This window comes from Lysinibacillus sp. ZYM-1, assembly GCF_001308875.1.
GTDB lineage: Bacteria > Bacillota > Bacilli > Bacillales_A > Planococcaceae > Lysinibacillus.
Genome location: NZ_KQ465132.1, coordinates 1 through 23,435, shown reverse-complemented (window position 1 = coordinate 23,435; position 23,435 = coordinate 1). Strand labels below are relative to the sequence as shown.

Annotated in this window: 28 protein-coding genes and 1 rRNA gene; 1 reads left to right on the top strand and 28 read right to left on the bottom strand. The window is 36.8% G+C overall.

The genetic code is table 11. The features are described from left to right. Position 1: 1 nt before the first annotated feature. The 16 genes from AO843_RS18370 to metG form a co-directional block, all read right to left on the bottom strand. Entirely contained in the window at positions 2–229 is a 228-nt protein-coding gene (locus AO843_RS18370; RefSeq protein WP_008180264.1) for an anti-sigma-F factor Fin, read from the bottom strand. Positions 230–423: 194 nt separating this feature from the next. Continuing rightward, on the bottom strand, positions 424–984 hold the full coding sequence (gene pth / locus AO843_RS18365) for an aminoacyl-tRNA hydrolase (protein WP_054612540.1): 561 nt from the start codon (positions 982–984) through the stop codon (positions 424–426). A 159-nt stretch (positions 985–1,143) separates the two neighbouring features. Then, positions 1,144–1,731 carry a 50S ribosomal protein L25/general stress protein Ctc gene (locus tag AO843_RS18360; protein ID WP_054612539.1) on the bottom strand — a complete coding sequence of 196 codons (588 nt, stop codon included), beginning with the start codon at positions 1,729–1,731 and terminating at the stop codon, positions 1,144–1,146. Positions 1,732–1,997: 266 nt separating this feature from the next. Further along, on the bottom strand, positions 1,998–2,957 hold the full coding sequence (locus tag AO843_RS18355) for a ribose-phosphate diphosphokinase (protein WP_054612538.1): 960 nt from the start codon (positions 2,955–2,957) through the stop codon (positions 1,998–2,000). Positions 2,958–2,981: 24 nt separating this feature from the next. Next, positions 2,982–4,352, bottom strand: a complete 1,371-nt coding sequence (gene glmU, locus AO843_RS18350; RefSeq protein WP_054612537.1) for a bifunctional UDP-N-acetylglucosamine diphosphorylase/glucosamine-1-phosphate N-acetyltransferase GlmU — start codon at positions 4,350–4,352, stop codon at positions 2,982–2,984. A 270-nt stretch (positions 4,353–4,622) separates the two neighbouring features. Next, positions 4,623–4,925 (bottom strand): septation regulator SpoVG, encoded by a 303-nt coding sequence (gene spoVG / locus AO843_RS18345; protein WP_054612536.1) that lies wholly within the window; start codon positions 4,923–4,925, stop codon positions 4,623–4,625. A 221-nt stretch (positions 4,926–5,146) separates the two neighbouring features. Beyond that, entirely contained in the window at positions 5,147–5,521 is a 375-nt protein-coding gene (locus AO843_RS18340; protein ID WP_054612535.1) for a RidA family protein, read from the bottom strand. Then, on the bottom strand, positions 5,518–6,351 hold the full coding sequence (gene purR, locus AO843_RS18335; protein ID WP_054612534.1) for a pur operon repressor: 834 nt from the start codon (positions 6,349–6,351) through the stop codon (positions 5,518–5,520). Before purR ends, AO843_RS18340 begins: the two co-directional genes overlap by 4 nt. A gap of 56 nt (positions 6,352–6,407) precedes the next feature. Next, positions 6,408–7,274 (bottom strand): 4-(cytidine 5'-diphospho)-2-C-methyl-D-erythritol kinase, encoded by an 867-nt coding sequence (gene ispE, locus AO843_RS18330; protein ID WP_054612533.1) that lies wholly within the window; start codon positions 7,272–7,274, stop codon positions 6,408–6,410. Between the two features lie 220 nt (positions 7,275–7,494). Continuing rightward, positions 7,495–7,674 carry a small, acid-soluble spore protein, alpha/beta type gene (locus tag AO843_RS18325; protein WP_004229193.1) on the bottom strand — a complete coding sequence of 60 codons (180 nt, stop codon included), beginning with the start codon at positions 7,672–7,674 and terminating at the stop codon, positions 7,495–7,497. Between the two features lie 114 nt (positions 7,675–7,788). Continuing rightward, positions 7,789–8,049 (bottom strand): biofilm formation stimulator Veg, encoded by a 261-nt coding sequence (gene veg, locus AO843_RS18320; protein WP_004229199.1) that lies wholly within the window; start codon positions 8,047–8,049, stop codon positions 7,789–7,791. Between the two features lie 156 nt (positions 8,050–8,205). Further along, on the bottom strand, positions 8,206–9,087 hold the full coding sequence (gene rsmA, locus AO843_RS18315) for a 16S rRNA (adenine(1518)-N(6)/adenine(1519)-N(6))-dimethyltransferase RsmA (protein WP_054612532.1): 882 nt from the start codon (positions 9,085–9,087) through the stop codon (positions 8,206–8,208). After that, a complete protein-coding gene (gene rnmV, locus AO843_RS18310) occupies positions 9,080–9,646 on the bottom strand; it encodes a ribonuclease M5 (protein ID WP_054612531.1) in 567 nt (188 codons plus the stop codon). Before rnmV ends, rsmA begins: the two co-directional genes overlap by 8 nt. Before the next feature lie 215 nt (positions 9,647–9,861). Continuing rightward, positions 9,862–11,073, bottom strand: a complete 1,212-nt coding sequence (locus AO843_RS18305; RefSeq protein WP_054612530.1) for a G5 and 3D domain-containing protein — start codon at positions 11,071–11,073, stop codon at positions 9,862–9,864. Between the two features lie 135 nt (positions 11,074–11,208). After that, the gene (locus tag AO843_RS18300) at positions 11,209–11,979 is read right to left on the bottom strand and encodes a TatD family hydrolase (RefSeq protein ID WP_054612529.1); all 771 of its coding nucleotides are present in this window, start codon (positions 11,977–11,979) and stop codon (positions 11,209–11,211) included. A 253-nt stretch (positions 11,980–12,232) separates the two neighbouring features. After that, on the bottom strand, positions 12,233–14,209 hold the full coding sequence (gene metG / locus AO843_RS18295) for a methionine--tRNA ligase (protein WP_054612528.1): 1,977 nt from the start codon (positions 14,207–14,209) through the stop codon (positions 12,233–12,235). Positions 14,210–14,558: 349 nt separating this feature from the next. Here metG and AO843_RS18290 point away from each other — a divergent pair, with 349 nt between their 5' ends. Then, positions 14,559–14,837: an AbrB/MazE/SpoVT family DNA-binding domain-containing protein gene (locus tag AO843_RS18290; protein WP_004229214.1), complete on the top strand. Its 279-nt coding sequence runs from the start codon at positions 14,559–14,561 to the stop codon at positions 14,835–14,837. Between the two features lie 184 nt (positions 14,838–15,021). Here AO843_RS18290 and rsmI read toward each other — a convergent pair whose 3' ends face one another. The 12 genes from rsmI to rrf all read right to left on the bottom strand — a co-directional run. Next, the gene (gene rsmI / locus AO843_RS18285; RefSeq protein WP_054612527.1) at positions 15,022–15,897 is read right to left on the bottom strand and encodes a 16S rRNA (cytidine(1402)-2'-O)-methyltransferase; all 876 of its coding nucleotides are present in this window, start codon (positions 15,895–15,897) and stop codon (positions 15,022–15,024) included. Next, positions 15,894–16,157 carry a GIY-YIG nuclease family protein gene (locus tag AO843_RS18280; RefSeq protein ID WP_054612526.1) on the bottom strand — a complete coding sequence of 88 codons (264 nt, stop codon included), beginning with the start codon at positions 16,155–16,157 and terminating at the stop codon, positions 15,894–15,896. Before AO843_RS18280 ends, rsmI begins: the two co-directional genes overlap by 4 nt. Continuing rightward, positions 16,141–16,890, bottom strand: coding sequence for a tRNA1(Val) (adenine(37)-N6)-methyltransferase (locus tag AO843_RS18275; RefSeq protein ID WP_054612525.1), 750 nt, complete (start codon positions 16,888–16,890; stop codon positions 16,141–16,143). The genes AO843_RS18280 and AO843_RS18275 overlap by 17 nt, the downstream gene beginning before the upstream one ends. 63 nt (positions 16,891–16,953) lie before the next feature. After that, entirely contained in the window at positions 16,954–17,310 is a 357-nt protein-coding gene (yabA, locus tag AO843_RS18270) for a DNA replication initiation control protein YabA (protein WP_054612524.1), read from the bottom strand. Positions 17,311–17,337: 27 nt separating this feature from the next. After that, positions 17,338–18,153, bottom strand: a complete 816-nt coding sequence (locus AO843_RS18265; protein ID WP_054612523.1) for a PSP1 domain-containing protein — start codon at positions 18,151–18,153, stop codon at positions 17,338–17,340. Then, the gene (gene holB, locus AO843_RS18260) at positions 18,146–19,150 is read right to left on the bottom strand and encodes a DNA polymerase III subunit delta' (RefSeq protein WP_054612522.1); all 1,005 of its coding nucleotides are present in this window, start codon (positions 19,148–19,150) and stop codon (positions 18,146–18,148) included. The genes AO843_RS18265 and holB overlap by 8 nt, the downstream gene beginning before the upstream one ends. Before the next feature lie 303 nt (positions 19,151–19,453). Further along, on the bottom strand, positions 19,454–19,894 hold the full coding sequence (locus tag AO843_RS18255; RefSeq protein ID WP_054612521.1) for a YaaR family protein: 441 nt from the start codon (positions 19,892–19,894) through the stop codon (positions 19,454–19,456). 133 nt (positions 19,895–20,027) lie between these two features. Further along, entirely contained in the window at positions 20,028–20,357 is a 330-nt protein-coding gene (locus AO843_RS18250) for a cyclic-di-AMP receptor (RefSeq protein WP_004229230.1), read from the bottom strand. A gap of 162 nt (positions 20,358–20,519) precedes the next feature. Next, positions 20,520–21,149, bottom strand: a complete 630-nt coding sequence (gene tmk / locus AO843_RS18245; RefSeq protein WP_054612520.1) for a dTMP kinase — start codon at positions 21,147–21,149, stop codon at positions 20,520–20,522. A 17-nt stretch (positions 21,150–21,166) separates the two neighbouring features. Continuing rightward, positions 21,167–22,600: an aminotransferase class I/II-fold pyridoxal phosphate-dependent enzyme gene (locus AO843_RS18240; RefSeq protein WP_054612519.1), complete on the bottom strand. Its 1,434-nt coding sequence runs from the start codon at positions 22,598–22,600 to the stop codon at positions 21,167–21,169. A gap of 186 nt (positions 22,601–22,786) precedes the next feature. After that, the gene (locus AO843_RS18235) at positions 22,787–23,227 is read right to left on the bottom strand and encodes a hypothetical protein (protein WP_054612518.1); all 441 of its coding nucleotides are present in this window, start codon (positions 23,225–23,227) and stop codon (positions 22,787–22,789) included. A 113-nt stretch (positions 23,228–23,340) separates the two neighbouring features. After that, positions 23,341–23,435 (bottom strand): 5S ribosomal RNA (gene rrf / locus AO843_RS18230); the annotation flags it as partial.

Here is a 23,435-nt window from a genome sequence, read left to right as displayed (position 1 = left end):
ATTATTGAATCCATTTATTGAGTGCGTGATAATCTGGATATTGTCTCAGCGAATCCTCACATTGCTCACAAATGCAGTGCACAGTCGTGTGTCCATGTTGATCTTTCTCAACATAATCATCGGCTTCTCCCAATTCGAAAATATGTAGTTTTCGAATAGTATCATCTGCATCAAATGGTAGTGTCCCTATTTCTACTTCACAATGCCGACATCGATAGCGAACTGACATCTCCAAATCATCCTCCTTTAAGCAACTTACTACTTAAAGTATAGACATTTATAAAACGGATTATGCACTATCTCATGACTTCAGCATTTAAAAATTAGAGCATTAGATTTTGCTTGTAGGTAAGAATAATCCATACAAGACATGAGCTTATCTTAGATCATCGTATCCAAAACTTTTACCAAATTCATCATTTTTTACTTGTTAAAGTGATTCATCACATCAAGAAATGGCTTTGAAAGAGATGCTTCTACAGCATTTACAGACTTTTCAATAGCTTCTTTCATATAAACCTGATCTTCCTTTGAAAATTTTGCTAATACATAGTCTGCAACCTTCATGCCTGCAGGTGGACGGCTAATGCCTACTCGGATTCGATTAAATTCCTGAGTACCTAAATGTTGAATTAAGGATTTTATGCCATTATGGCCACCCGCACTTCCTTTTTGTCGCAAACGTAATTTTCCTGTTTCTAAATCTAAGTCATCATATATAACAATTAGATCTTTAACATCAATATCGAAGTAGTCCATTAAAGGACCCACGCATTCCCCTGATAAATTCATATATGTTAAAGGCTTAACAAGTAGAACCTTTCCTTCAGGTCGATGAACAGTTGTATACATGCCATTAAATTTCGAATTTGTTAAAGGTGTCCCCCATTTTTCTGCTAATGCATCAATCACATCAAAGCCAATATTATGTCTCGTATGCTCATAAGGCTTACCTGGGTTTCCTAAACCAACGATAATTTTCATAAGTACCTCTCTTCTTTCAAATCTAATAGTCATTATTTTACCATACCACACGGCTAGAAAGCATTTTGTATAATTCCTAAATCCAATCAATATTCACAAAAAAGGCTAGCAAGAAAGTTTTTGCTTTCTTACTAGCCTGACAAGTTATTTATTTTACACTTACTTTTCTTCTACACTATCTGTAACTTCTTCCTCTACAGATACAGGAGCTACAATAGTTACTAATAGATAATCATCTTCACTGATGATTTCAACTGGAGTTTGATCTCGAATTTCAGCCACTGTCAGAGATTCTCCTACTTTCAGAGATGAGATATCCACTTCAATGGAGTCAGGTAACTCAGTTGGTTTTACCTTGATTTTTAATTCTAAGTTAGGCTGCATTAAAATACCGCCTTCACTCACTCCAATTGACTGACCAACTAATTTAATCGGTACATCAGCCTCTAGTTCCTCCGCCATATTAATAGCTAAAAAATCTACATGATTAACTTCATCTTTTAATGAGCATTGCTGTATTTCTGATACAACAACATTAACGTTTTTCCCCTCTAAATCTAGTGAAAACACACTATTTTGCCCATTTTTTTGAATGGATTTCTTAAATTCTTTTGCAGAAATAGAAATTGGGGTTGAATCTAACTTATAGCCGTAAATAACCGCAGGAATGGCTCCCCCTTTTCTAAGTTGGGTTAATGTCGAACGATGCCCAGTTTCGCGCTTTGTAACACTTAATACTGTACTCATACTTCTTTATTCCCCTTCCAAGAAAATTATTTACGCCTTATCAACAATGCTGCCACTCAACACTTTTGTGACCATCTTGTTAAAGGCTATGATAATATTTACCTCTATTTTAAAAGTAGTGTAAATATTATGAAGACACATTTACTATTATACCCCTTTATTAGGAGATTCACACATAATATACTCTTCCCATTGATTAAATAAAGATAAAAAAGGACAAATCCATCCAAAAGGATAGATTTGCCCTTTTTATAACATATTTATAATTAATCGAATAGAGTACTTACTGATTTGTTTTCATAAACGCGAGAAATTGCATCCGCCATTAATTTAGCTACAGAAAGCTCAGTAATTTTCGGTGATTTTTTCTCGTCCGCAAGTTGAATTGTATTTGTCACTACTAATTCTTTAATAGCAGAGTTTTCGATACGATCGATCGCCGGACCAGACAATACAGGGTGTGAACAGCAAGCATACACTTCTTTTGCACCCGCTGCACGCAATGCATCAGCGCCTATTGTAATCGTACCTGCAGTGTCAATAATATCATCAATCAAGATTGCCACTTTACCATCAACATTACCAACAATATTCATAACTTCCGCTACATTTGGTTTTGGACGTCGCTTGTCAATAATTGCAATTGGTGCTTTTAAACGTTCAGCCATTTTACGAGCACGTGTTACCCCACCGTGGTCTGGTGAAACAACAACGATTTCCTCTTGTGGTATACCCTTAGATTTGAAGTAATCTGATAATAATGGTACTGCCATTAGGTGGTCGATTAAGATATCGAAGAAACCTTGAATTTGAGGTGCGTGTAAATCTAAGACAATAACACGTGTTGCACCAGCTGTTTCAAGTAAGTTTGCCACTAATTTAGCTGTAATTGGCTCGCGTGCTTTTGCTTTACGATCCTGGCGTGCATAACCATAATAAGGCATTACGACGTTTACTGTTCGAGCAGATGCACGTTTAACTGCATCTACCATAATTAAAAGCTCCATTAAATGTTCGTTTACTGGTGCAGAAGTTGACTGCACGATAAACACATCACAACCACGAATACTTTCTTCAATGCTAATTTGAATCTCTCCATCGCTGAAGTGCTTAACAGAAGATTTCCCTAATTCAACACCCATTTCTTGCGCAATTTCTTGAGCTAGTGGGTTATTTGAATTAAGTGAAAATATTTTTAATTGTGAGTTTGCATAATGATACGGCATGATGGCCTCCTGTTTAGTTGATAATTATTTTGAATTTAATTTGCTTACATAATTAGGTTTGTTTTCTTGTCTTGCACGTGCAATTGCAAGTGCATCTTCAGGTACTTCTTTTGTAATTGTAGAACCTGCTGCAATAAATGAACCTTTTCCAACTTTCACTGGCGCTACTAAGTTAGTATTACATCCTACAAATACATCATCTTCAATAATTGTTTTGAACTTATTTTTCCCATCATAGTTAACTGTAATGGAACCGCAACCAATGTTGACGTTACTGCCAATTTCGGCATCACCAATATAGCTTAAATGTGATACTTTTGTGTCATTACCTAGCTTGCTTTTCTTCACTTCTACAAAGTTACCAATTTTCACATGACTACCAATGTCTGAAAGTGGTCGAATATGAGCAAATGGTCCAATTGCTGTATCTTCCGCAATAGCGCTTTCACGTACAACGGAAGAATGCACAGTTGTACGATCGCCAATACGGCTATCGGCAATTTGAGCATTTGGGCCAATATTGCAATCTTCTCCGATCACAGTGGCTCCTTCTATCATACAACCTGGTTGAATGACAGTATCACTTCCAATTACAGCGTCTGCGCTAATATATGTCGTTTCAGGGTGGATAATTGTCACACCATTACGCATATGTTTTTCATTAATTCTAGCACGCATTAATGCCTCTGCCTGTGCCAAAGCAACACGGTCATTGACACCTAGCGTCTCTTCAAAATCATCTGTAACATACGCTTCTACGATATCGCCTTGTTTTTGTAGAATTTCAATAACATCCGGTAAATAGTATTCACCTTGGGCATTGTCATTCTTCACTAATTTCAATGTTTCGAATAACAACTTGTTATCAAAGCAATATGTGCCCGTGTTTATTTCTTTTACTAATTGCTGTTCTACTGAAGCATCCTTTTGTTCTACAATTTGCTCTACTTGCCCGTTCTCGCCACGTAAAATACGACCATAGCCAGTTGGATTTTCCGCAATCGCAGTTAAAATTGTTGCTTTAGCATTCTTTGCTTGGTGATGTTCGAATAGAGCCTGCATAGTTTCAGGACGAATTAGTGGTGTATCTCCACACACAACTATTGTTGTGCCTTCTTCATTACCTAAAATTCCCTCAGCTTGTTGAACAGCATGTGCTGTCCCTAACTGTTCAGCTTGTAGAACATACTCACTTTTATCTCCAAGCTGTTGTTGCACTTTTTCTGCACCATGTCCAACAACCGTTACAATGCGATTCACATCTAACGTTTGAATATGATCCACCACATGTTGTACCATAGGTTTCCCACATACTGGATGGAGCACTTTATATAATTTGGACTTCATACGTGTACCTTGACCTGCAGCCAAAATGACAGCAAAAATATTGCTCATCTGTAAGTCCTCCAATACGCTCATTTTCTCTTATGACTATATAGCAAAATTCATCTATTTTCAAGGCATGTAGAGTTGACAAAAAGATGAATTCCAAAATCCACTGCACCTTATGCTCGAATGGCATGAAGTATATCCTGAAACTGCTGTTTTTCTCTTTTTATCAAAATAAAAAGAACTCTTCAAATTTGAAGAGTTCTTAAAATCTTTTACCATTAAAAGCATTTTAGATTGTAACAACTTCTTGAATAGTTAGTTATTACCTTTAAATTACACACCAATTCCCTCTAATTCTTCTTCCTTACCCGCTACCTCTAATTCACTAGAGTTATGATACTCGTTTAAGATAATCTCCTGAATTTTATTACGAGTGTCAGAATTAATTGGATGTGCGATATCTCTAAACTCTCCATCTGGCGTTCGTTTACTTGGCATTGCTACAAACAACCCAGTATTTCCATCAATTACACGAATATCGTGAACTACGAACTCATTGTCAAGTGTAATGGAAGCAATCGCACGCATGCGACCATCCGTCTGTACCCGACGTAATCTCACATCAGTAACTTCCATTTTCTCACCACCTCTCTCTTGGATGCCGAAATAAAAATAGTATATTCTCGATTACCGAATATTTTCCTTTTTATAGTCTATCAAATTTTCTAAAAAATTTGAATACTTATTAGAATAATATTTTTTCTTATATACGGAAATTTTGACAATTCTTTGTCAACGTAAAAAAAAGCCCACTAAACAGAACAAACGCTCCTGTTAGTAGGCCTTTCCAATTTATTTTATTTAACAATAGCGATAACTTCGATTTCTACTTTTACATCCTTTGGAAGACGTGCTACTTCTACAGCTGAACGAGCTGGCTTATGCTCGCCAAAGTGACTTGCATATACATCATTCATTGCCACAAAGTCGTTCATGTCCTTCATAAATACTGTAGTCTTTACAACATTTTCTAATGATGTCCCCGCTGCCTCTAATACAGCTTTTAAATTTGCGAATACCTGATTTGTTTGTACAGTAATATCGCCTTCCACTAATTCACCTGCAGCTGTTAATGGAATTTGTCCAGAACTATAAAACATACCGTTCACAATAATCCCCTGTGAATATGGTCCGATTGCTGCTGGTGCATTTGTTGTTGCTACTACTTTCATTTGTCATGTCCCCTTTTTGAAAAATAGTTACCTTCACTTAATGCAATTGTTCGATCTTTTTCATTGACTTCATGAAGCTTTACAAGTGAATAGTAATCATCTACTAAAGTTTCGTCTGCATGTTCAGCCTCAACTAGCACTGCAATGCCTGCTAATTGACAATCAAACTCTTCTAATAGATTTTTCATACCATTCATGGTACCACCGACTTTCATAAAATCATCGGTGATTAAGACACGTTGTCCACTTTTCATGCTTCTTTTTGATAATACCATTGTCTGAATTCTTCTGGAAGAACCAGACACATAGTTAATGCTAACTGTAGAACCTTCTGTTACTTTACTATCTCTTCTTACAACAACTACTGGAACATTTAGATGTCTTGCAATGGCGTGTGCAATAGATATCCCCTTTGTAGCCACCGTCATAATGACATCGATCTGTTGATCTGCAAAAGCAGAAGCAAAAACCTTTCCTACCCGATTAATTAAATTTGGGTTCCCCAGTAAATCTGTCATAAATAAGTAACCGCCCGGCAATAAGCGATCTGAATGCTCTAGCTCTGCTTTTAAATCCTGAATAACTAAACGTACTTCTGCCTCGGACATTTTAGGAATATATTTTACTCCTCCTGCAGCGCCCGGCACTGTCATCAATAACCCGATTCCTTTTTCTTCGAAAGTTTCTTTTACAATCGTTAAATCCTCACTAATGGATGACTTCGCAGATTGATATAGTTCTGAAAAATAAGTTAGCGGGATCAGCTGATGTGGATGTTCTAGTAAATAGTACGTCATATCAACTAGTCGTTCACTGCGTTTCCATTTCATGCGACCCTCTCCTAAACACGAATATTTATAGGTAAAATTAACACAAATTTGCGTTTCTAAGCAAGCGTATTTCGCTCACCTAATATTCTTACTGCATAAACTTCCTCACAAAATCCACGTAATCCATTATAAATGCGACTGACACGAGCTTCACTATCCACTAGCCCAAATACAGTCGGACCGCTCCCGCTCATTAATGTTGCGTCTGCTCCAAAGCGCTTCATTTGTTCCTTTAACATGACTACTTCTGGATGTAGCTTAAATGTTACAGTTTCCAAAACATTTCCTAATGAAGAACATAACAACTCATAATCCTTTGTTTCAATAGCCTGTATCATTTGCTTTGTATTTGGATGTTGCAGACCTTCAACTTTAAGACCTCCATACACTTCAGCTGTAGATACACCGATTTTAGGCTTTGCTAAAACAACCCAGCAGTTTGGCGGGGCAGGAATTTCCTTTATTATTTCTCCACGCCCTGTGGCAAGGGCAGTGCCACCATAGACACAAAACGATACATCTGATCCGATTTTAGCACCAAGTTCAGCCAATTCATCTATGGATAACCCTAAATTCCAAAGTTCATTAAGACCCTTTAATGTAGCAGCTGCATCGCTACTGCCACCAGCTAGCCCTGCAGCAATAGGGATTTCTTTTTCAATAGTAATGGATACACCTTGTCTAATGCCGTATGTATCTTTAATGAGACGCGCTGCCTGATAAGCAAAGTTACGATGATCATTCGGTACAAAATTATCAGTTGAAAATATTTGAATAACACCGTCTTCTCGAGATTCAAGACTGATACGATCAGCTAAATCCACTGTTGTCATAACCATCTCTACTTCGTGAAAATTATCTGGTCTTTTATAAAGTACATCTAATGTTAAATTGATTTTTGCAGGCGCCTTTACATAAAGCATCTTTCTTCCTCCCTTATAGCTACACGTATAAACAGTTCCATTTTCGCGCAAGATTATTCATTTTATTTTACCATATTGGGATTACGAAAATGGAAAAAAAGAACCGTATACTCTGTTCTGAGTAACGGTTCTCCCTCGTCAGCTGTATTTGTTGTGTCAGTAAGGATTTTCATCCTTACTGAATGAAACTTAATAAGTTGTCTATTTTATTAGAAATAGCCTACTTACGCTCTTGCTCACTACTTGCTCGTTCAGCCATTTCAATGGCACGTTTGACCATATTACCAGCATCTCGAGCTTTTATGCCGCCCCAGCCTTCCTTTTGCACAACATCATAAAATCCAAGCTCTTTCGCGATCTCTTCTTTTAATCGAGGTGACATGATACCTTTTCTAGGCATGTAAACTCCTCCTTTAACAACTGACCACATTAGTATGCCCGTGAAAATGCAAAACACTCATGTAGTTTTTAACTTACATGAGTGTTTCAAAAATATAGAAATAAGTACTAGAAACTATTTTGCGACAGCAGCCTTTGCTTCGTCTAAAAATGTAATCTCTACTGCTTCAGTTAAAATATCTGTGTAACTATACGATACGCGCTTACACGTATTGTCTTCTTGATCGAGTTCAACTACAAAGATGGCGCGATATGTCTCACGTAATATCCCTGCACACTCAACCGTTTTCTTGCGACCACCGTTTGCTTTTAATTGCAAACGTTTACCCAAATGACAATCCAACGACTTTTTAATGTCCGCTAAAGTTTTTGGCATTTTCGCTTACACCTCACTAATAATTATTATAAGCGAATCGCCCAAAAATGTCAACAAAATATAATATTTTATCAGCACAATATAAATTTTGTCAACTCATTTTTTATAAAAAACATATATTTTTTTACATCCAAGAAAAAATGTTAACAAAAATTTTTACTTTGCAAACACAGGATGTAGCGCATCCGCTAATTTTCCAAACTCTTGAATAGTTAATGTTTCTCCTCGACGGGTCGGTTCGATATTAGCTGCCGTTAAGGCTTCTAGAATTAAGTCCTTTTGTGCTTTACCGTTCGGCAAACCAGACTGTAGGTTATTATAAATGGTTTTTCTACGCTGTACGAAAGATGCACGCGTCACAACAAATAGAAAATCCTCATCAATGACTTTTACTGGTGGTTCACCATGCTTGATAAGGCGAATTACTGCGGAGTCAACGTTAGGCTGTGGCATGAAAACCGTTTTAGGGACAGTCATAGCAATGTCCGCCTTCACGTAATACTGAATGGCAATCGATAATGAACCATATTCCTTCGTTCCGGGTTTAGCCGTTATACGATCTGCCACTTCTTTTTGCATCATAACAACGAAACCACGAATCGGTAGTCGATCATTCAATAATTTCATTAAAATCGGTGTAGTCACATAGTACGGTAAATTGGCCACCACCATAATATCTTCAATTCCTGGCATTTCATCTGCAATCACTTTCGCTACATCAGCCTTTAGTATATCAGAGTGGACAATAGACACATTATTATATGGGCTAAGGGTATCCTCAAGTACAGGTAATAATCGTTGGTCAATTTCAAAGGAAACAACCTTTTTAGCACTTCTCGCTAAATGCTCTGTTAATGCCCCAATACCTGGACCAACTTCAATTGCCCCACTATTTTCTGTTAAGTTCGCATGACTAACTATATTTCTTAAAATGTTTGGATCAATTAAAAAGTTTTGTCCTAAGCTTTTTTTAAATGAGAATCCGTATTTTTTTAAAATTTCTTGCGTTCGAATCGGTGTTGCAATATCCTTATGCATTATTTTCCTCCTGATCTAACTGTGCGACCGCCGCACCAAATTGCTTTTCTGTAATTTGAAACATTTTCAATCTTTTATGGAGCTGCTTACCGTTTGTAGCACCTATATTCAATAATTCTCCTAGACGATCACGACGTTGCTTTGCCTGCGTATGTCCTATTAATCGAGCTGTCATTAAATCCTCTAGTGTTATATCATCTTCGTTTGGTGCATCATGATTAGGGGTATAGACAAGACGTAGCGCTTCACGAATATCATCATCTGCTGCATGCTCAATCCCTAATCCTTTGCCATTCTTCGCGATTGTCTTTGCTTTCGGTAAAAAAGCATGCTTGACCCCTTGAACACGCTCCTCGATAATGGCACGTATTCGACGCCCAGGATAATCAGGGTCTGTAAATACAATAACTCCTCGCTTTTCCTGTGCATGCTGGATCCGTTTCAGCGTCTCTTCAGATATTGCGGACCCGTTTGTTTCTATAGTATCTGCTTGTACAGCTCGCTTAATAGCTGTCGTATCATCTTTTCCTTCTACCACAATAATTTCTTTTATTTGCAAAAAGGCTCCTCTTTTCTACCTTATCTTCTGACCATTTTACAACTGCAAGATACCGTTTGTACAGAAATACAAAGCTTCCACGTAGTTATAATTACACTATCACTCGTCCCCGGAGTAAATAATATTTGTAAAGGAAAAACAAAAAAGCTTTCCCGCCAGTCAAAACAGGAAAGCTCTATTAGTGAAAAAGCATTTTGATTAATTTTACATTTTTTTTAATTTAATACTTTAATACGCACTTTCTTACGTCCCCAGTTACGTGCTTGGGCATCTGTTTGTACAAGTATGTCGATCTTATTACCCTTAATTGAGCCGCCAGTATCTCCAGCAATAGCTGTACCATACCCTTCAACCCAAACTTTTGATCCCAGCTTAATAACAGAAGGGTCAACCGCGATCACCTTCAACCCAGAATTTGAACGTAGGTTTATACCAGTTGCTGATGTACCTGAACATCCATTGCAATATGCTGTATAAGCTGTTGCCGTTACATAGAACTCTTTACCGCTAGCTGGCTCTGCTGAACCTCGCGATACAGTTGCTGTGCTTGCAACTATAGTTTTAGTTCCAACTGCAACGACTTGTTTTTTAGGTTCTTTTAAAACTGCCTCAGACTGTAGATTTTTTGCTACAACCTTACCATTTTCTTTGACAACCTCATACTTACGAGAAACTGAGCCCTTCTCGCCTGCTGCCACAACCTTTTCTTTCCCTTTTTGCAATGAAGCATCCTGCTTCTTTTCAACTGCGAAATCTAAAGAGTCTTCCACTACATCGATAACCTTTTCTACGCGAACTACTGTGATTTTACTCGCCGGAGTAATAACGTCCTCCAGGTTATTTTCGACACGATCGAATTCATTTAATTGAATTCCTTGTTGTTTTAAAAAGTTAGCGACCGTAGTCGAAGTGGACCATACTTGTCTTTTGTTTACGCCATCGACAAGCGCTAATTGAAACGCTTTTTGAATATCGATTTTGTTTTCTGCACCTAGTTCAGTATCTAGACCTTGTGCTAAAGAGTCGTGTTCAGATACTTCAATATTTGCTTCCTTCAAAATGTCTTTCACTAGTGTTTCAGTTGTCCATACTTTTGACTGATTTCCATCAACTGAAATTGTTACTTCTTTTGCCTGTTCCCATTGAATTGCTAATCCATTAACAATTTTGGTGCTCAGAGAGGGTGAGATTTTGTCATGCGCTGCTACATCTATATTTTGATCTTGTAATAATTGTTCTACAGTTTTGGCATGTGTGGATACTTCGATTGTTTCTCCATTTGCTTCAAGCTTAACGGCCTTTTTCGTACCTTGATAAAGCACGAAAGAGATTACAGATACAAACAGGACAAGTGAAATAATTCTTATCACTGTTTGCTTACTCCTCAATGATCCTAAGAACAAGTTTTTCATGGAATTATTTGACATGAAAAAACGCCTCCTTAATACAAGGTTGGATTATACGGACTAGTTTTGGCACTGTCAACCCGAAAGTATTTCTCAGAAAATTGACTTCTTCGTTTTTGCCAACCATAAACCCAGTATTGGAGGCACCTTAGCTAGTTAGCTGTCAATCCCAAAAAATTTTTTCGCATTGTCGGTAGTTGCTTGTGCAATTTCCTCGATTTTCAACCCTTTCAAACGCGCAATTTCTTCCGCAACTAATGGCACAAAAGCTGGTTCATTGCGCTTTCCACGATGAGGATGTGGCGCTAAATAAGGGGCATCTGTTTCTATCATCAAGTGCTCTAGAGAGATTTCAGTAGCCACTTCTTTTGGCAGACGTGCATTTTTGAACGTCACTGGCCCACCAAGACTAATCATAAAATTCATAGCAATACATTCACGTGCTGTTTCTACACTACCGCTAAAGCAGTGCATAACACCTCCTACAGATGCTGCATTTTCCTCACGTAAAATTTTTACAACATCTCCTGTTGCATCCCTGTTATGAATAATGATCGGTAAAGCTAGCTTTTGCGCTAATTGAATTTGCTTGCGAAAAAGTGCTTGTTGAACATCTCTTGGGGATTTATCCCAATAATAGTCCAAACCGGTTTCACCAATGCCAACTATTTTTGGATGTGATGCTAATTCTTCAATCCATTCTAAATCTTCCTGAGTGCAATCAATTGCGTCTACGGGATGCCAACCAATAACACCGTAAACAAAATCGTATTGCTCTATCAGCTGCATAGTTCTTTCAATGGTTTTACGATCAAAACCTATGACCACCATTTTTTCTACCTTAGCTTCTAGTGCTCTATTGATTACCTCTTGAAGGTCTTCCTCGTATTGATCTGCGTTTAAATGTACATGTGTATCAATAAACATTTTCATTCTCCTAACATAGATTTTATTAAAATTTATTATTTCATATTTTTCGTAAGCATTACAAATTTGTTACAAACTATTCTGTATTGTGACATTCCACTTAATCGACAAAGCTTAATGTAGTTCTATATAACTAAAAATCCATTATTTTTACAGCGAATAAATTATTTCAAAATAATAATCAAACCAATTTCCATGTCAGATTTGAAAAGCCTGCTGAATAATTTCTATTCAGCAGGCCATTCTTCGTGTGTTACTTTACTTTTGCACCATTTTCAAGTTTTGAGTCTACAGATGCTAATTTTAAAATCCCATCTTTTTCACCAGCTAGAATCATTCCTTGTGATAATTCACCACGTAATTTAACTGGTTTTAAGTTTGCTACGACTATCACTTTTTGACCAATTAATTCATTCGGCGAATAGAATTTCGCAATACCCGAAACCACTTGGCGTTGCTCGTATCCTAGATCGACCTGAAGCTTTAATAACTTATCAGCTTTTGGGACAGTTTCACATGCAGTTACAGTCCCAACACGCAAATCAATTTTCATGAAATCATCAATAGTAATTTCAGGAATTTCTGGATTTCCATCACTCTTTGTATCCTTTTTAGCTTCTTCATCTTGTGGTGTTTTCACAGAGCCACGCATTTCTTCACGAATATAAGCAATTTCAACTTCACTTTCCAAACGAGGGAAAATAGGTATCCCTTTTTCTACCACTTTAATGTTTGCTGGAATAGTATTGCCGAATGTTTCAATTGTATCCCATGCTAAGAATTTGTCATCCAATCCTAGTTGTTCCATCATACGTTTCGGTGTTGTTGTCATAAATGGTTGTAACATGACAGCTATTTGGCGTAAACTTTCTGCCAAATTTCGCATAACTGCCCCTAATTTTGGTTTATCATCCTCTTCTTTTGCTAATACCCATGGTTGCGTTTCATCTATATACTTATTCGTGCGTGACACTAGTGTCCATAAGTCTGCAAGTACCACACTAAATTGCATTTTTTCCATACTTCCTTCATATTTAATACGTACAGACTCAGCATGCTCTTTTAGTGCTGCATCAAATTCTGTCGATTGAAGGTTTTCTGTAGGAATAATGCCATCGAAATATTTATTAATCATTGAAACAGTACGGTTTAATAAATTACCTAAATCATTTGCAAGATCAAAGTTTGTTCGTTCAATAAATGACTCTGGTGAAAATACACCATCAGAACCAAAAGGTAATTCACGTAAAAGGAAATAACGTGTCGCATCTAGACCATAACGCTCGATTAACATTTCCGGATAAATTACATTACCTTTAGATTTAGACATTTTCCCGTCTTTCATCATAATAAAACCATGTGCAAAAACTTTTTTTGGTAATGGTAAATCTAAAGCCATTAAGAAAATTGGCCAATAAATTGTATGGAAGCGAACAATATCTTTCCCTACTACATGTACATCTGCTGGCCAGTATTTGTTGAACAGCGTTTCATCATCTGAAAGATATCCTAGCGCTGTAATATAATTCGTTAATGCATCTACCCATACATAGATAACATGTTTAGGATCGCCAGGTACTTTAATTCCCCAGTCAAAGGATGTTCTCGATACTGATAAATCTTCTAACCCCGGTTTAATAAAGTTATTGATCATTTCATTTTTTCGTGACTCAGGTTCAATGAATTCAAGATTTTCTTCATAATAAGCTAATAAACGATCAGCGTATTTCTTCATATTAAAGAAGTACGATTCCTCTTTTACTTTGTGCACGGGGCGACCACAGTCTGGACAGTTCCCATCAACTAATTGAGTCTCTGTGAAGAATGATTCACACGGTGTACAATACCAGCCTTCATACTCACCTTTATATATATCACCATTATCAAGAAACTTTTTGAAAATCTTTTCGACAGCGTTTGTATGTCGTGCTTGCGTTGTTTGTATAAAGTCGTCGTAAGAAATATCCATTAACGCCCAAAGCTTTTTCGCAGCATCTGCAATTTCATTTACATAATCTTGAGGATGTTTACCCGCTTCTGCTGCTTTCTCTTGAATCTTTTGTCCGTGCTCGTCCATACCTGTTAAAAAACGTACGTCATAACCACGTAAACGTTTATAGCGTGCTATCGTATCTGACGCAACAGTTGTATAGGCCGTACCAATATGAAATTTCCCACTTGGATAGTAAATGGGTGTTGTTATATAGAATGTTTTCTTTTGTTCACTCACAAGACTGCCTCCATTGTTTTACAATATACTTTCTATTCTATCGAAGTCCGAAATTCGTTTCAATGAAAGTTTATCATTCGCGAAAATTGTCGAATAATATATTCAATCCATTTAATGACTTAAATAAGAACCTTTTTTACTATTATCAAAAATATTTATTAAAAACCTTTTAAAAAAATTAAAATAACAGCATTCATCTCAAAAATTTTTTTTAGAAACCATAATATTAGTGCATTAATTAATTGACGTTTATGGCATTACTTGGTATGATAACTATCAGACAAAGAAATAATGTCGAAATTTGACGAAATACAAATATAACTTTTTATAAATTAGGAGGAAAACTATTATGAAATCAACAGGAATTGTTCGTAAAGTCGATGAGTTAGGTCGTGTAGTAATACCTATCGAATTACGCCGTACACTAGGTATTGCTGAAAAGGACGCTTTAGAAATCTATGTGGATGATGATAAAATCATCTTAAAAAAATATATGCCTAATATGACATGTGCTGTTACTGGCGAAGTTTCAGATGATAACTTCCGTCTAGTTGGTGGCAAATTAATTTTAAGTCCAGAAGGCGCTGAAATGTTAGTAAAAGAAATTCAATCAAACTTAAAAAAATAATGTTTATACACCTAAATCAAGACAGTGATTTAGGTGTTTTTAATGGACTTGTATATTATCAATATACCCAAATTCCAAATCTCTTATAATGTCCATGTCAGACCTTTCGCTTTAAGATTACTAACATTTACAATTGTTATCAATTCCAAAATAAAGAGCTACCTATTAAGGTAACTCTTTACTGTCATTGATTATGATATTCGTTATAGACATCTCGTTTCGCTAGTTGTCGTTGTTTGGCTACTTCTTTAATCGCTTCTTTAGAAGTTATATCAGTTTGTTGAATGATATAATCAACATGTTCGATAATAGACAATGCATGCCAATAGGCTTCTTCAGGATCTTCCTCTTCGACATGATGATTTCCCTCAAGGACTATACAAAATTCCCCTCGTATTTCTTCTGTTTGCGACCATTCAACAGCTTCAGCTATCGTGCCCCGCAAAAATTCTTCAAATTTCTTTGTCAGCTCTCGCGCTAAGACGATACGACGATTTCCGAGAATAGCTTCCATATCTTTTAATGTATCCTTTAAACGATGAGGTGCTTCATATAACAAAATCGTTTCTTGTCGTTTTTTTAACTGTTCTAATTGCTGGCGACGTTCTTTTTTTCCACGATTTAAAAATCCATAAAAGAAAAATGGCTGGGGCGTCAATCCAGAGGCAATTAATGCGGATATTGCTGCATTCGGACCTGGTACGGGCACAACCGGAAAGTTTTGAGCAATTGCTTTTTCCACTATATCTGCGCCGGGATCAGATATACAAGGTAAACCTGCATCACTCACTAATGCTATTGTTTTCCCTTCCTGTAGTAAAGTTAATAATTTTTCTCCACCTACTGCGATATTATGTTCATGATAACTCGTTAAAGGTGTTTCAATTTCAAAGTAGTTGCATAACTTCTTTGTATTTCTAGTATCTTCTGCTGCGATAATATCGGCCTCTTTTAAAATGCGAAGCGCGCGCACACTAATATCCTCTAGATTTCCAATAGGTGTCCCTACAAGATATAAACATCCTGTCTGATCGTGTATTGTACTTTTTTGCGATTTCACGATTCACCCCTCCTTATATAACTCATTTTTTGTGTTCTTGTTAATTGCTTAAAAGCATATTCGGCACGCATTGCTTCTTGCTTTGTTTTAAACTCTTCCTGATAAATACACTTTACTGGCCCTCTAGCTCTTGTATATTTTGCCCCTTTACCAGCATTATGTACAGCCACACGTTTTTCTACATTATTTGTATAGCCTGCGTAAAATGATTGGTCAGCACACTCTAGTACATAGAAATAGTGACTACTGTCCTTTTCCATAAAGAATCTCTCTCACTTCTACTGTGTATTCGTTATTAGCATTATAGACATACAATGGTGGTAATATTTTTAAATCTGGCTTTCCATCCTTTATTCCTTCTATTAATAATGTATTGGCCTCTTTCCCTTCTTTCGGATAAATAAGTTGCATTCGTTTAGGCTCTATACGATTTGCGCGCATTGCAGTAACTATATCTAATAATCGTCCTGGACGATGTACAAATGCTGCCTTTCCACCTTGCTTTAATAATTTACTTGCTGATTGAATAGCTTCCTCTAATGTTAAATATAATTCATGTCGTGCAATCGCATGATGTTCACTTAGATTTTTATCACTTGCTTCATGTGCTAAAAAATATGGGGGATTGCAAGTAACGACATCATACTTTTCAATGCCCAGTTGTTTCGGTATTTCTTTTACATCTCCAAGAATCATTTGGATTTGGTTTTCTAATTGATTATAACGAATACTTCTATCTGCCATATCATATAGACGTGGCTGAAGCTCTACCCCTGTTATTTGTCCCTTTGTTCGAGCACTTAAAAAGAGAGGGATTACGCCATTTCCCGAACATAAATCCACAATATTTCCTTTATGATAGGGAATATTGACAAACTTTGAAAGCAACACCGCATCCAATGAGAATGAAAAGACAGAGGGACTTTGAATAATACGCAAATTCTCAGCCAACAAATAGTCTAGACGTTCATCACCCTTTAGCCATTTTTCCATGCTTATTCCTCCTATGCTACAAAAGAAAAGACTGATACCACCATAGTGGGAATCAGCCTTCTATTATACATTTTGTTTATTTAAAAATGATAGACAAAACAGACAATCTTCACCTTTACGGGAGCTTCCAAAATGAACATGACAAACATGGAAGCCTTCCTGGTACAGGCGAGCTAGGTTATCATAACCTTCTCCAATATCTAGTGGACTCTCTTTCTTTACTTCAGCAGCTTGTACGGAGTTTGTATTAGAAAGTAGTTCTTCTAGACGTGAGCGAAGATGATGATTTTCTGTTTCAAGTGCCTTATGCTCTTCCATCATTAACGCTACAAATTGTTTCAATGCACCAAATTGCTCCTGCATTGCTTCGAGCTGTTGTTCGAACTCCATAACGGTATCTAAGAAATTACGGTCCTTCACCCAAGCCACCTCGTTAAATTCTCTATCTTATATAAGATTTTTTTCGCATGCTAGCAGTTCTTCTAGTGTATACTCAACTGTGCGTTCCTGCTCGTGTAAATATACTTGAATAAGTCTTTCCAGCACATTTAAACCTACAACTTTACCGCGGCCATCTGGTGTCATTGCTACTTCACCTATATCTGGCATGCCCTCTTTTGCCTCTTCATATTCATCATTCTCATACTTTAAGCAACACATTAAACGTCCACAAAGACCTGATATTTTTGAAGGATTTAAAGATAAGTTTTGATCTTTAGCCATTTTAATAGAAACGGGCTCAAAATCTCCTAAAAATGTGGAGCAACATAGCATACGACCACAAGGGCCAATACCCCCTAATAACTTTGCCTCATCACGAACACCGATTTGACGAAGTTCTATTCTTGTTCTAAAAACAGAAGCCAAATCTTTTACAAGATCCCTGAAGTCAACTCGTCCTTCAGCTGTAAAATAAAAAATAATTTTATTACGATCAAATGTATACTCAACATCTACGAGCTTCATTTCTAGATTATGTTCTATAATTTTAGTACTAGCAAGTTCAAATGCTCGTTTAGACTCAGCAGCGTTTTCCTCTACTTGGATACGATCACGATCATCCGCTGGTCGAAGTACTTGTTTAAGTGGTAATACAACATCATTATCACCTACTACTTTTTGAGGGACAACCACTTTACCGTATTCGATGCCGCGAGCTGTCTCTACAATGACATATTGACTATCTTCTAGTAGAAATGATGCTGGATCAAAATAATATATTTTACCCGCCTTTTTAAAGCGGACTCCTACTACATTATACAAATGTATATCCCTCCTGCAGATTTAGCATTAACTGCTCCATCAATAACGTCCTATTCATGTTACGCTGTAAAGATGCACGCGCATGTAAAATAGATTCCATTTGTCTAGATAATTGCTCATAAGTGGAATATAACGCGACTTCTTTAAATAGTGGTAACATGTCTGGATAAGTACAAGCTGCTTCGGGATTAGCTTTTATTGACACTATATCACGGTAAGCAAATAGTAGTAAATCCAATGCTTGCTCCATCTCGCCTTTTTCTTTAAAGTGTGGTAACCACTCCTCGTGTACAATAAGCATGGCTTCATGTACATTTTGCCGAATGGCCTCTACTAATTTTAACACTGTTTTTCGAGCGAGTGCAAACTGCTCGTCACTTGCTAAAAATATCGCCATTTCGAGCTCGTTTGTCATCATACTTACTGTTGATGCCATCGAATGCGAAATATTATTTCCCTGTAAATGCTGTAATAAAACATGACGGGGCATTTTTTGAAATTTTATGTGTTGGCAACGCGAGCGGATTGTTGGTAGTATAGATTGCATTTGCTCTGTTAATAAAATTGCCGTTACCTCACCGTCTGGCTCCTCTAAAAACTTAAGTATCATGTTGGCAGAGGCTGTATTGAGACGATCTGCATGATGAAGCACATAAATTTTACGTCCCTCTTCTACGCCCATCATTTTCATCTCACCAATTAGTTCTCGCATTTGATCAATTTTAATAAATTGACCCTCAGGATAAATTTGATGAATATTTGGATGATTTCCCGAATCAACACGTCTGCAATTTCGACATGTTTCACATGGAACATTTTCATTTGGGTGCTCACAAAGCATCAATTTGACAAAAAAATTCATAATATCTGCTTTGCCTGTCCCTTTTTCACCATCAAAAATGTATGCATGTGCTAATCTATTTTTGTCAAAAATCGTTTGAAGTTGCTTCATTACGACTGGTTGTAGCGTGAATAGCTCTTCAACATTCTTGGCCATATATTTAAAATTCCTTCCTGTATCTATAACAAAAGCGGAACTGTTCCCAACCCTCAATTTTTATAGAAACATTGCAGTGGTTCAATTTTATTGGCGATTACATCTTGATGTAATTGCCACTGTCGCCTCACTTATAGGCAGATAAACACTTCAGTTCTTAAAATAAACAGATGCTCTTTACACAAGCGAAGTGACAGGTGTTTGAACGCCTTTTATTAGTATTCAATTTATCATGGGTATAAAATTGAATGAAGATAAAAATTTGAAAAAAGCCCGCGCCTATAGGAGAACGAGACACGGGTTTTACATATATAAGTTAATTAGTAAGCCTTTAATCTCACCGATTTTATCAAGGAGGTCAATCGCTTCTTTTTCTTCGTCTAAAATATCTTGAGCAAGCTCGACAAGACGTGTATCAATGGTATCAATGATTTTTAAACGTCTTCCTTCACCAAAACGATTCCAAGTATGTGATTGTTTTAACTCCATACCATGTTCTACTGTCTCTTGTAGAAATCGTTTAACAAGCATTTTAAACTTAGCAAGTTCTCGTAAATTACGTGATCTCGCAACGCGGTCACCCGCAGAAGATATATCCCCTAATAACCTTGTCAGTTGTTCTGTTTGCAGTTTGGTACCTTGCTTGACGACCATATCTCCAAATCGGTTATTTTGATTATTATTTTGTAGTGGCTCTTTGCGATTTGTATTTAACCCGACACGTATATCTTGATTAATCTTCAAGCTGGTTTCGCCCCCGCTATCTTTATCTATTTCTCCCTGGCAAATTGCTTTAGGAAAACAAATTAGGCTAGATCCCTAATCAAAATCCTGCTTTTAAAACAGTGAACCCTAATGTCTATTAGGAGGCTCCTTTTTAAAAATGATGGAATTGTTCAATCGGTAAAACAAAGACAGTAGCTCCTCCTACCTCTACCTCAACAGGATAAGGAATATAGGAGTCAGCATTTCCACCTAATGGGGAAACTGGTGCAACCATTTGCTCGCGCGCTCGACAATTATCCCGAATAATATCTAAAAGTTTGGGTATGAGAGAGTCTTCAGTTCCTATAAGAAACGTCGTATTTCCTGAACGTAAAAATCCTCCTGTGCTCGCTAATTTAGTTGCGCGAAACTGATTTTTCGTTAAAGCATTTGATAAGCGGCTGCTATCCTGATCTTGCACTACAGCTACGACTAACTTCATTCGCACTCACCCCTTTTATAAAATTCACCTAAATAGGTTTTAATACTATTCCTAAGCATTGGCATTTATAAACATTTAATACTTCCACTATTAATAATCCAATTGAAGATAAAATAATGGATAGTATCATTATATCACATTGTTGTAGACAACTTCATGCTTTTACTGTATTGCTTCCAATAATAATAACCACACATCTTCAACAACACTATCAATATTTTGGTCAGCATTTACAATACGTATACGTTCTGGATATCGCTCAACGAGTTGTAAATAGCCCTCACGCACCTTTTGATGAAACGTTAAACTTTCAACATCTAAACGATTTACTTCACGATCACCAGTAGCATAAATACGTGCTAATCCTACTTCTGGTGCAATATCAAATAATATCGTCATATCAGGTAATTTCTTCCCGATAGCGAACTCGTTTATAGAAAGCACCTCATCGACGCCTATACCTCTTGCATAACCTTGATAAGCTAAAGATGAATCAATAAAACGATCACATATTACCAACTTTCCAACATCTAAAGCAGGTTGAACTTTTTCAAAATAATGCTGACTTCTTGCCGCAGCATATAACAACGCTTCTGTTCGCTCATCCATCGCTGTGTGTGCAGGATTTAAAATAATCGTTCTTATCTTCTCCGCAATTTCGATTCCACCAGGTTCTCTTGTTGCTAGAACATCAATATTTTTTTCTGCTAATCGCTCTGCTATCTTTTGAATGACTGTTGTTTTCCCTGCTCCCTCAGGACCTTCAAATGTTATAAATAAATTGCTATTCATGCTGTTATTGCCTCCAACTATTTAATGACCTGAATCATTTTTTCTGTTAATCGATGATTTCCTTGGAATGTTGCACCTGCTGCAAGTAGTTCTTCTAACTGACTTAACTTTGCCACAGTTATTCTTTCTCCCGGCACAAGCAATGGAATACCAGGCGGATAAGGAATAATCATACTTGCTGATATTCGTCCCATTGTACGCATATATGGTAACCATTCTTTATTTAATGATGCAATCTCATTAAAGGTATAAATAGGCTCTGTAATTTGTACAAAATTATAGGCTGCTTGAGAAGCTGTTATGCTATCGGTTTTAGCTGTATCTAATAGCATTGTTATGGCTTCCTTTATCCGGACTCTTATTTCAGCAAATGGATAGGTATGTCCTTGCTTGAGTAATGGTAATATGAATAAAACTTGATTCATATCAGCTAGCTCCGCATAGACATGCTTTGCCTCTAACGCCTCTTGTATTTGAAAACCACTATAACCACTGACACGTAAAAGCAATTTGAGGGGGTCATCCACTTCAATTACTTCCAATGAACCAATCGAACGTAACGCTTCAATCCATTGATTCCTTTTTTCTATTATATATGCCCCATCACTCTCCATATATGTCTGTACATAATAGCGAGCATCATCTAGTGAAGCTAATAACACATAGGATGGGCTACTAGATTGTAGCATACGTAAATAGTAATGTATTTTATCAGCGTCTATTAATTCCGATCTGACATGCATAAAGGATGCCATCGTCATAGCAGGTAGTGTTTTATGCGCAGATTGTACAACAACATCTGCCCCAAGAGACAAAGCAGACGATTGAAATAAAGTACATGCATGAAAGTGAGCGCCATGTGCTTCATCCACCAATACAGGGATCCCCTTTTCATGACAATAAGCAATTTGTTGCTGTATTTCATTAGAGGTTACCCCATAATATGTAGGATATGTTAAAACAACTGCTTTCGCCTCTGAATATTTTTCTACTGCTTCTTTTAGATCCGTATAAGTTACATGTGTCGCTGTTAACGTTCGTTCATCCCACATAGGCGACACGAAAATAGGCTTGGCTCCAACAAGTTCAATAGCATGAAAAATAGATTTATGCGCATTTCGCTGAACAATAATGGTATCGCCTTTGTTACAAGTAGCATAAATCATTGCTAAATTTCCAACAGTTGAACCACCTACTAAAAAGAAACTTTTCATTGCCCCATATGTATCGGCTAATAAATTTTCTGCTTCCAAAATCATTTCCTCTGGATAATGCAAATCATCTAGTCCCGATAATTCCGTTACATCATAACGCATAACATCCTTAAATGCTTGCGGAAGGTGGGACAGTTCACCATGCTTATGACCTGGGACATGAAAAGAAATATTTTGTTGTTGTCGAAAACGTTCTAATCCCTCTATAATCGGCTTTTTCTTTTGCAAAACAAACACCCATTTTCGTTATATTCTCACTTAATTATACGAGATTCTAACGTGATAAAAAAGCTATCCTTCGACAAGGTACACCATAATTACAGGTAAAACTAAAAAGTTTCAATAAAATGCCTTACTATCATAAAAACCGACCATTGCCACCCTCTGCAATAATCGGTTTTCCCCCCTTTATAAAATAACCAACTATTCTTTTGCTACTTTCATGGCCATTTGAATAACTAATTGCTCCACCAATTGTGGTACAAATTTTTCTAATACAGGATTCATCATTCCCGCTAAAAAGCCACTAGCCTTCATTGTTAAACTACCGATAATTTGGAATGATTCATCTTGATGTTGTTTTATTTCGAATGAGCCATCACCATTTATCGGATCAGATAAGCCAACTAAATCAAATAATACTTGATGAGGTTCTGATGTTTTCAAACGAAGTTCCACTTTCACAGCCTTTTGAATTATGCCAAAGTCACCTTGGAAGACCCAAATCATATCCTTTTCATTCAGTAATTCATGATGCAAATAACCAGGTATTAAAACAGCCCACTCTTCTTTATTGTGAATAAAATTCTCCAACTTTTCTTTCTGTATGTATATTACATCACTAGAATAAAGTCCTGTTGCCAATGCATTTCGCCCTCCCCTTGTATAATCTTTACAATTAGATTTTAACATTTTTAGGCTTTGCAAAAACAGACAAAAATAAAAAACCACTGTAATAAATCTCAGTGGTTTCAATTGCCTAGCGATGTCCTACTCTCACAGGGGGAAGCCCCCAACTACCATCGGCGCTAAAGAGCTTAACTTCCGTGTTCGGTATGGGAACGGGTGTGAC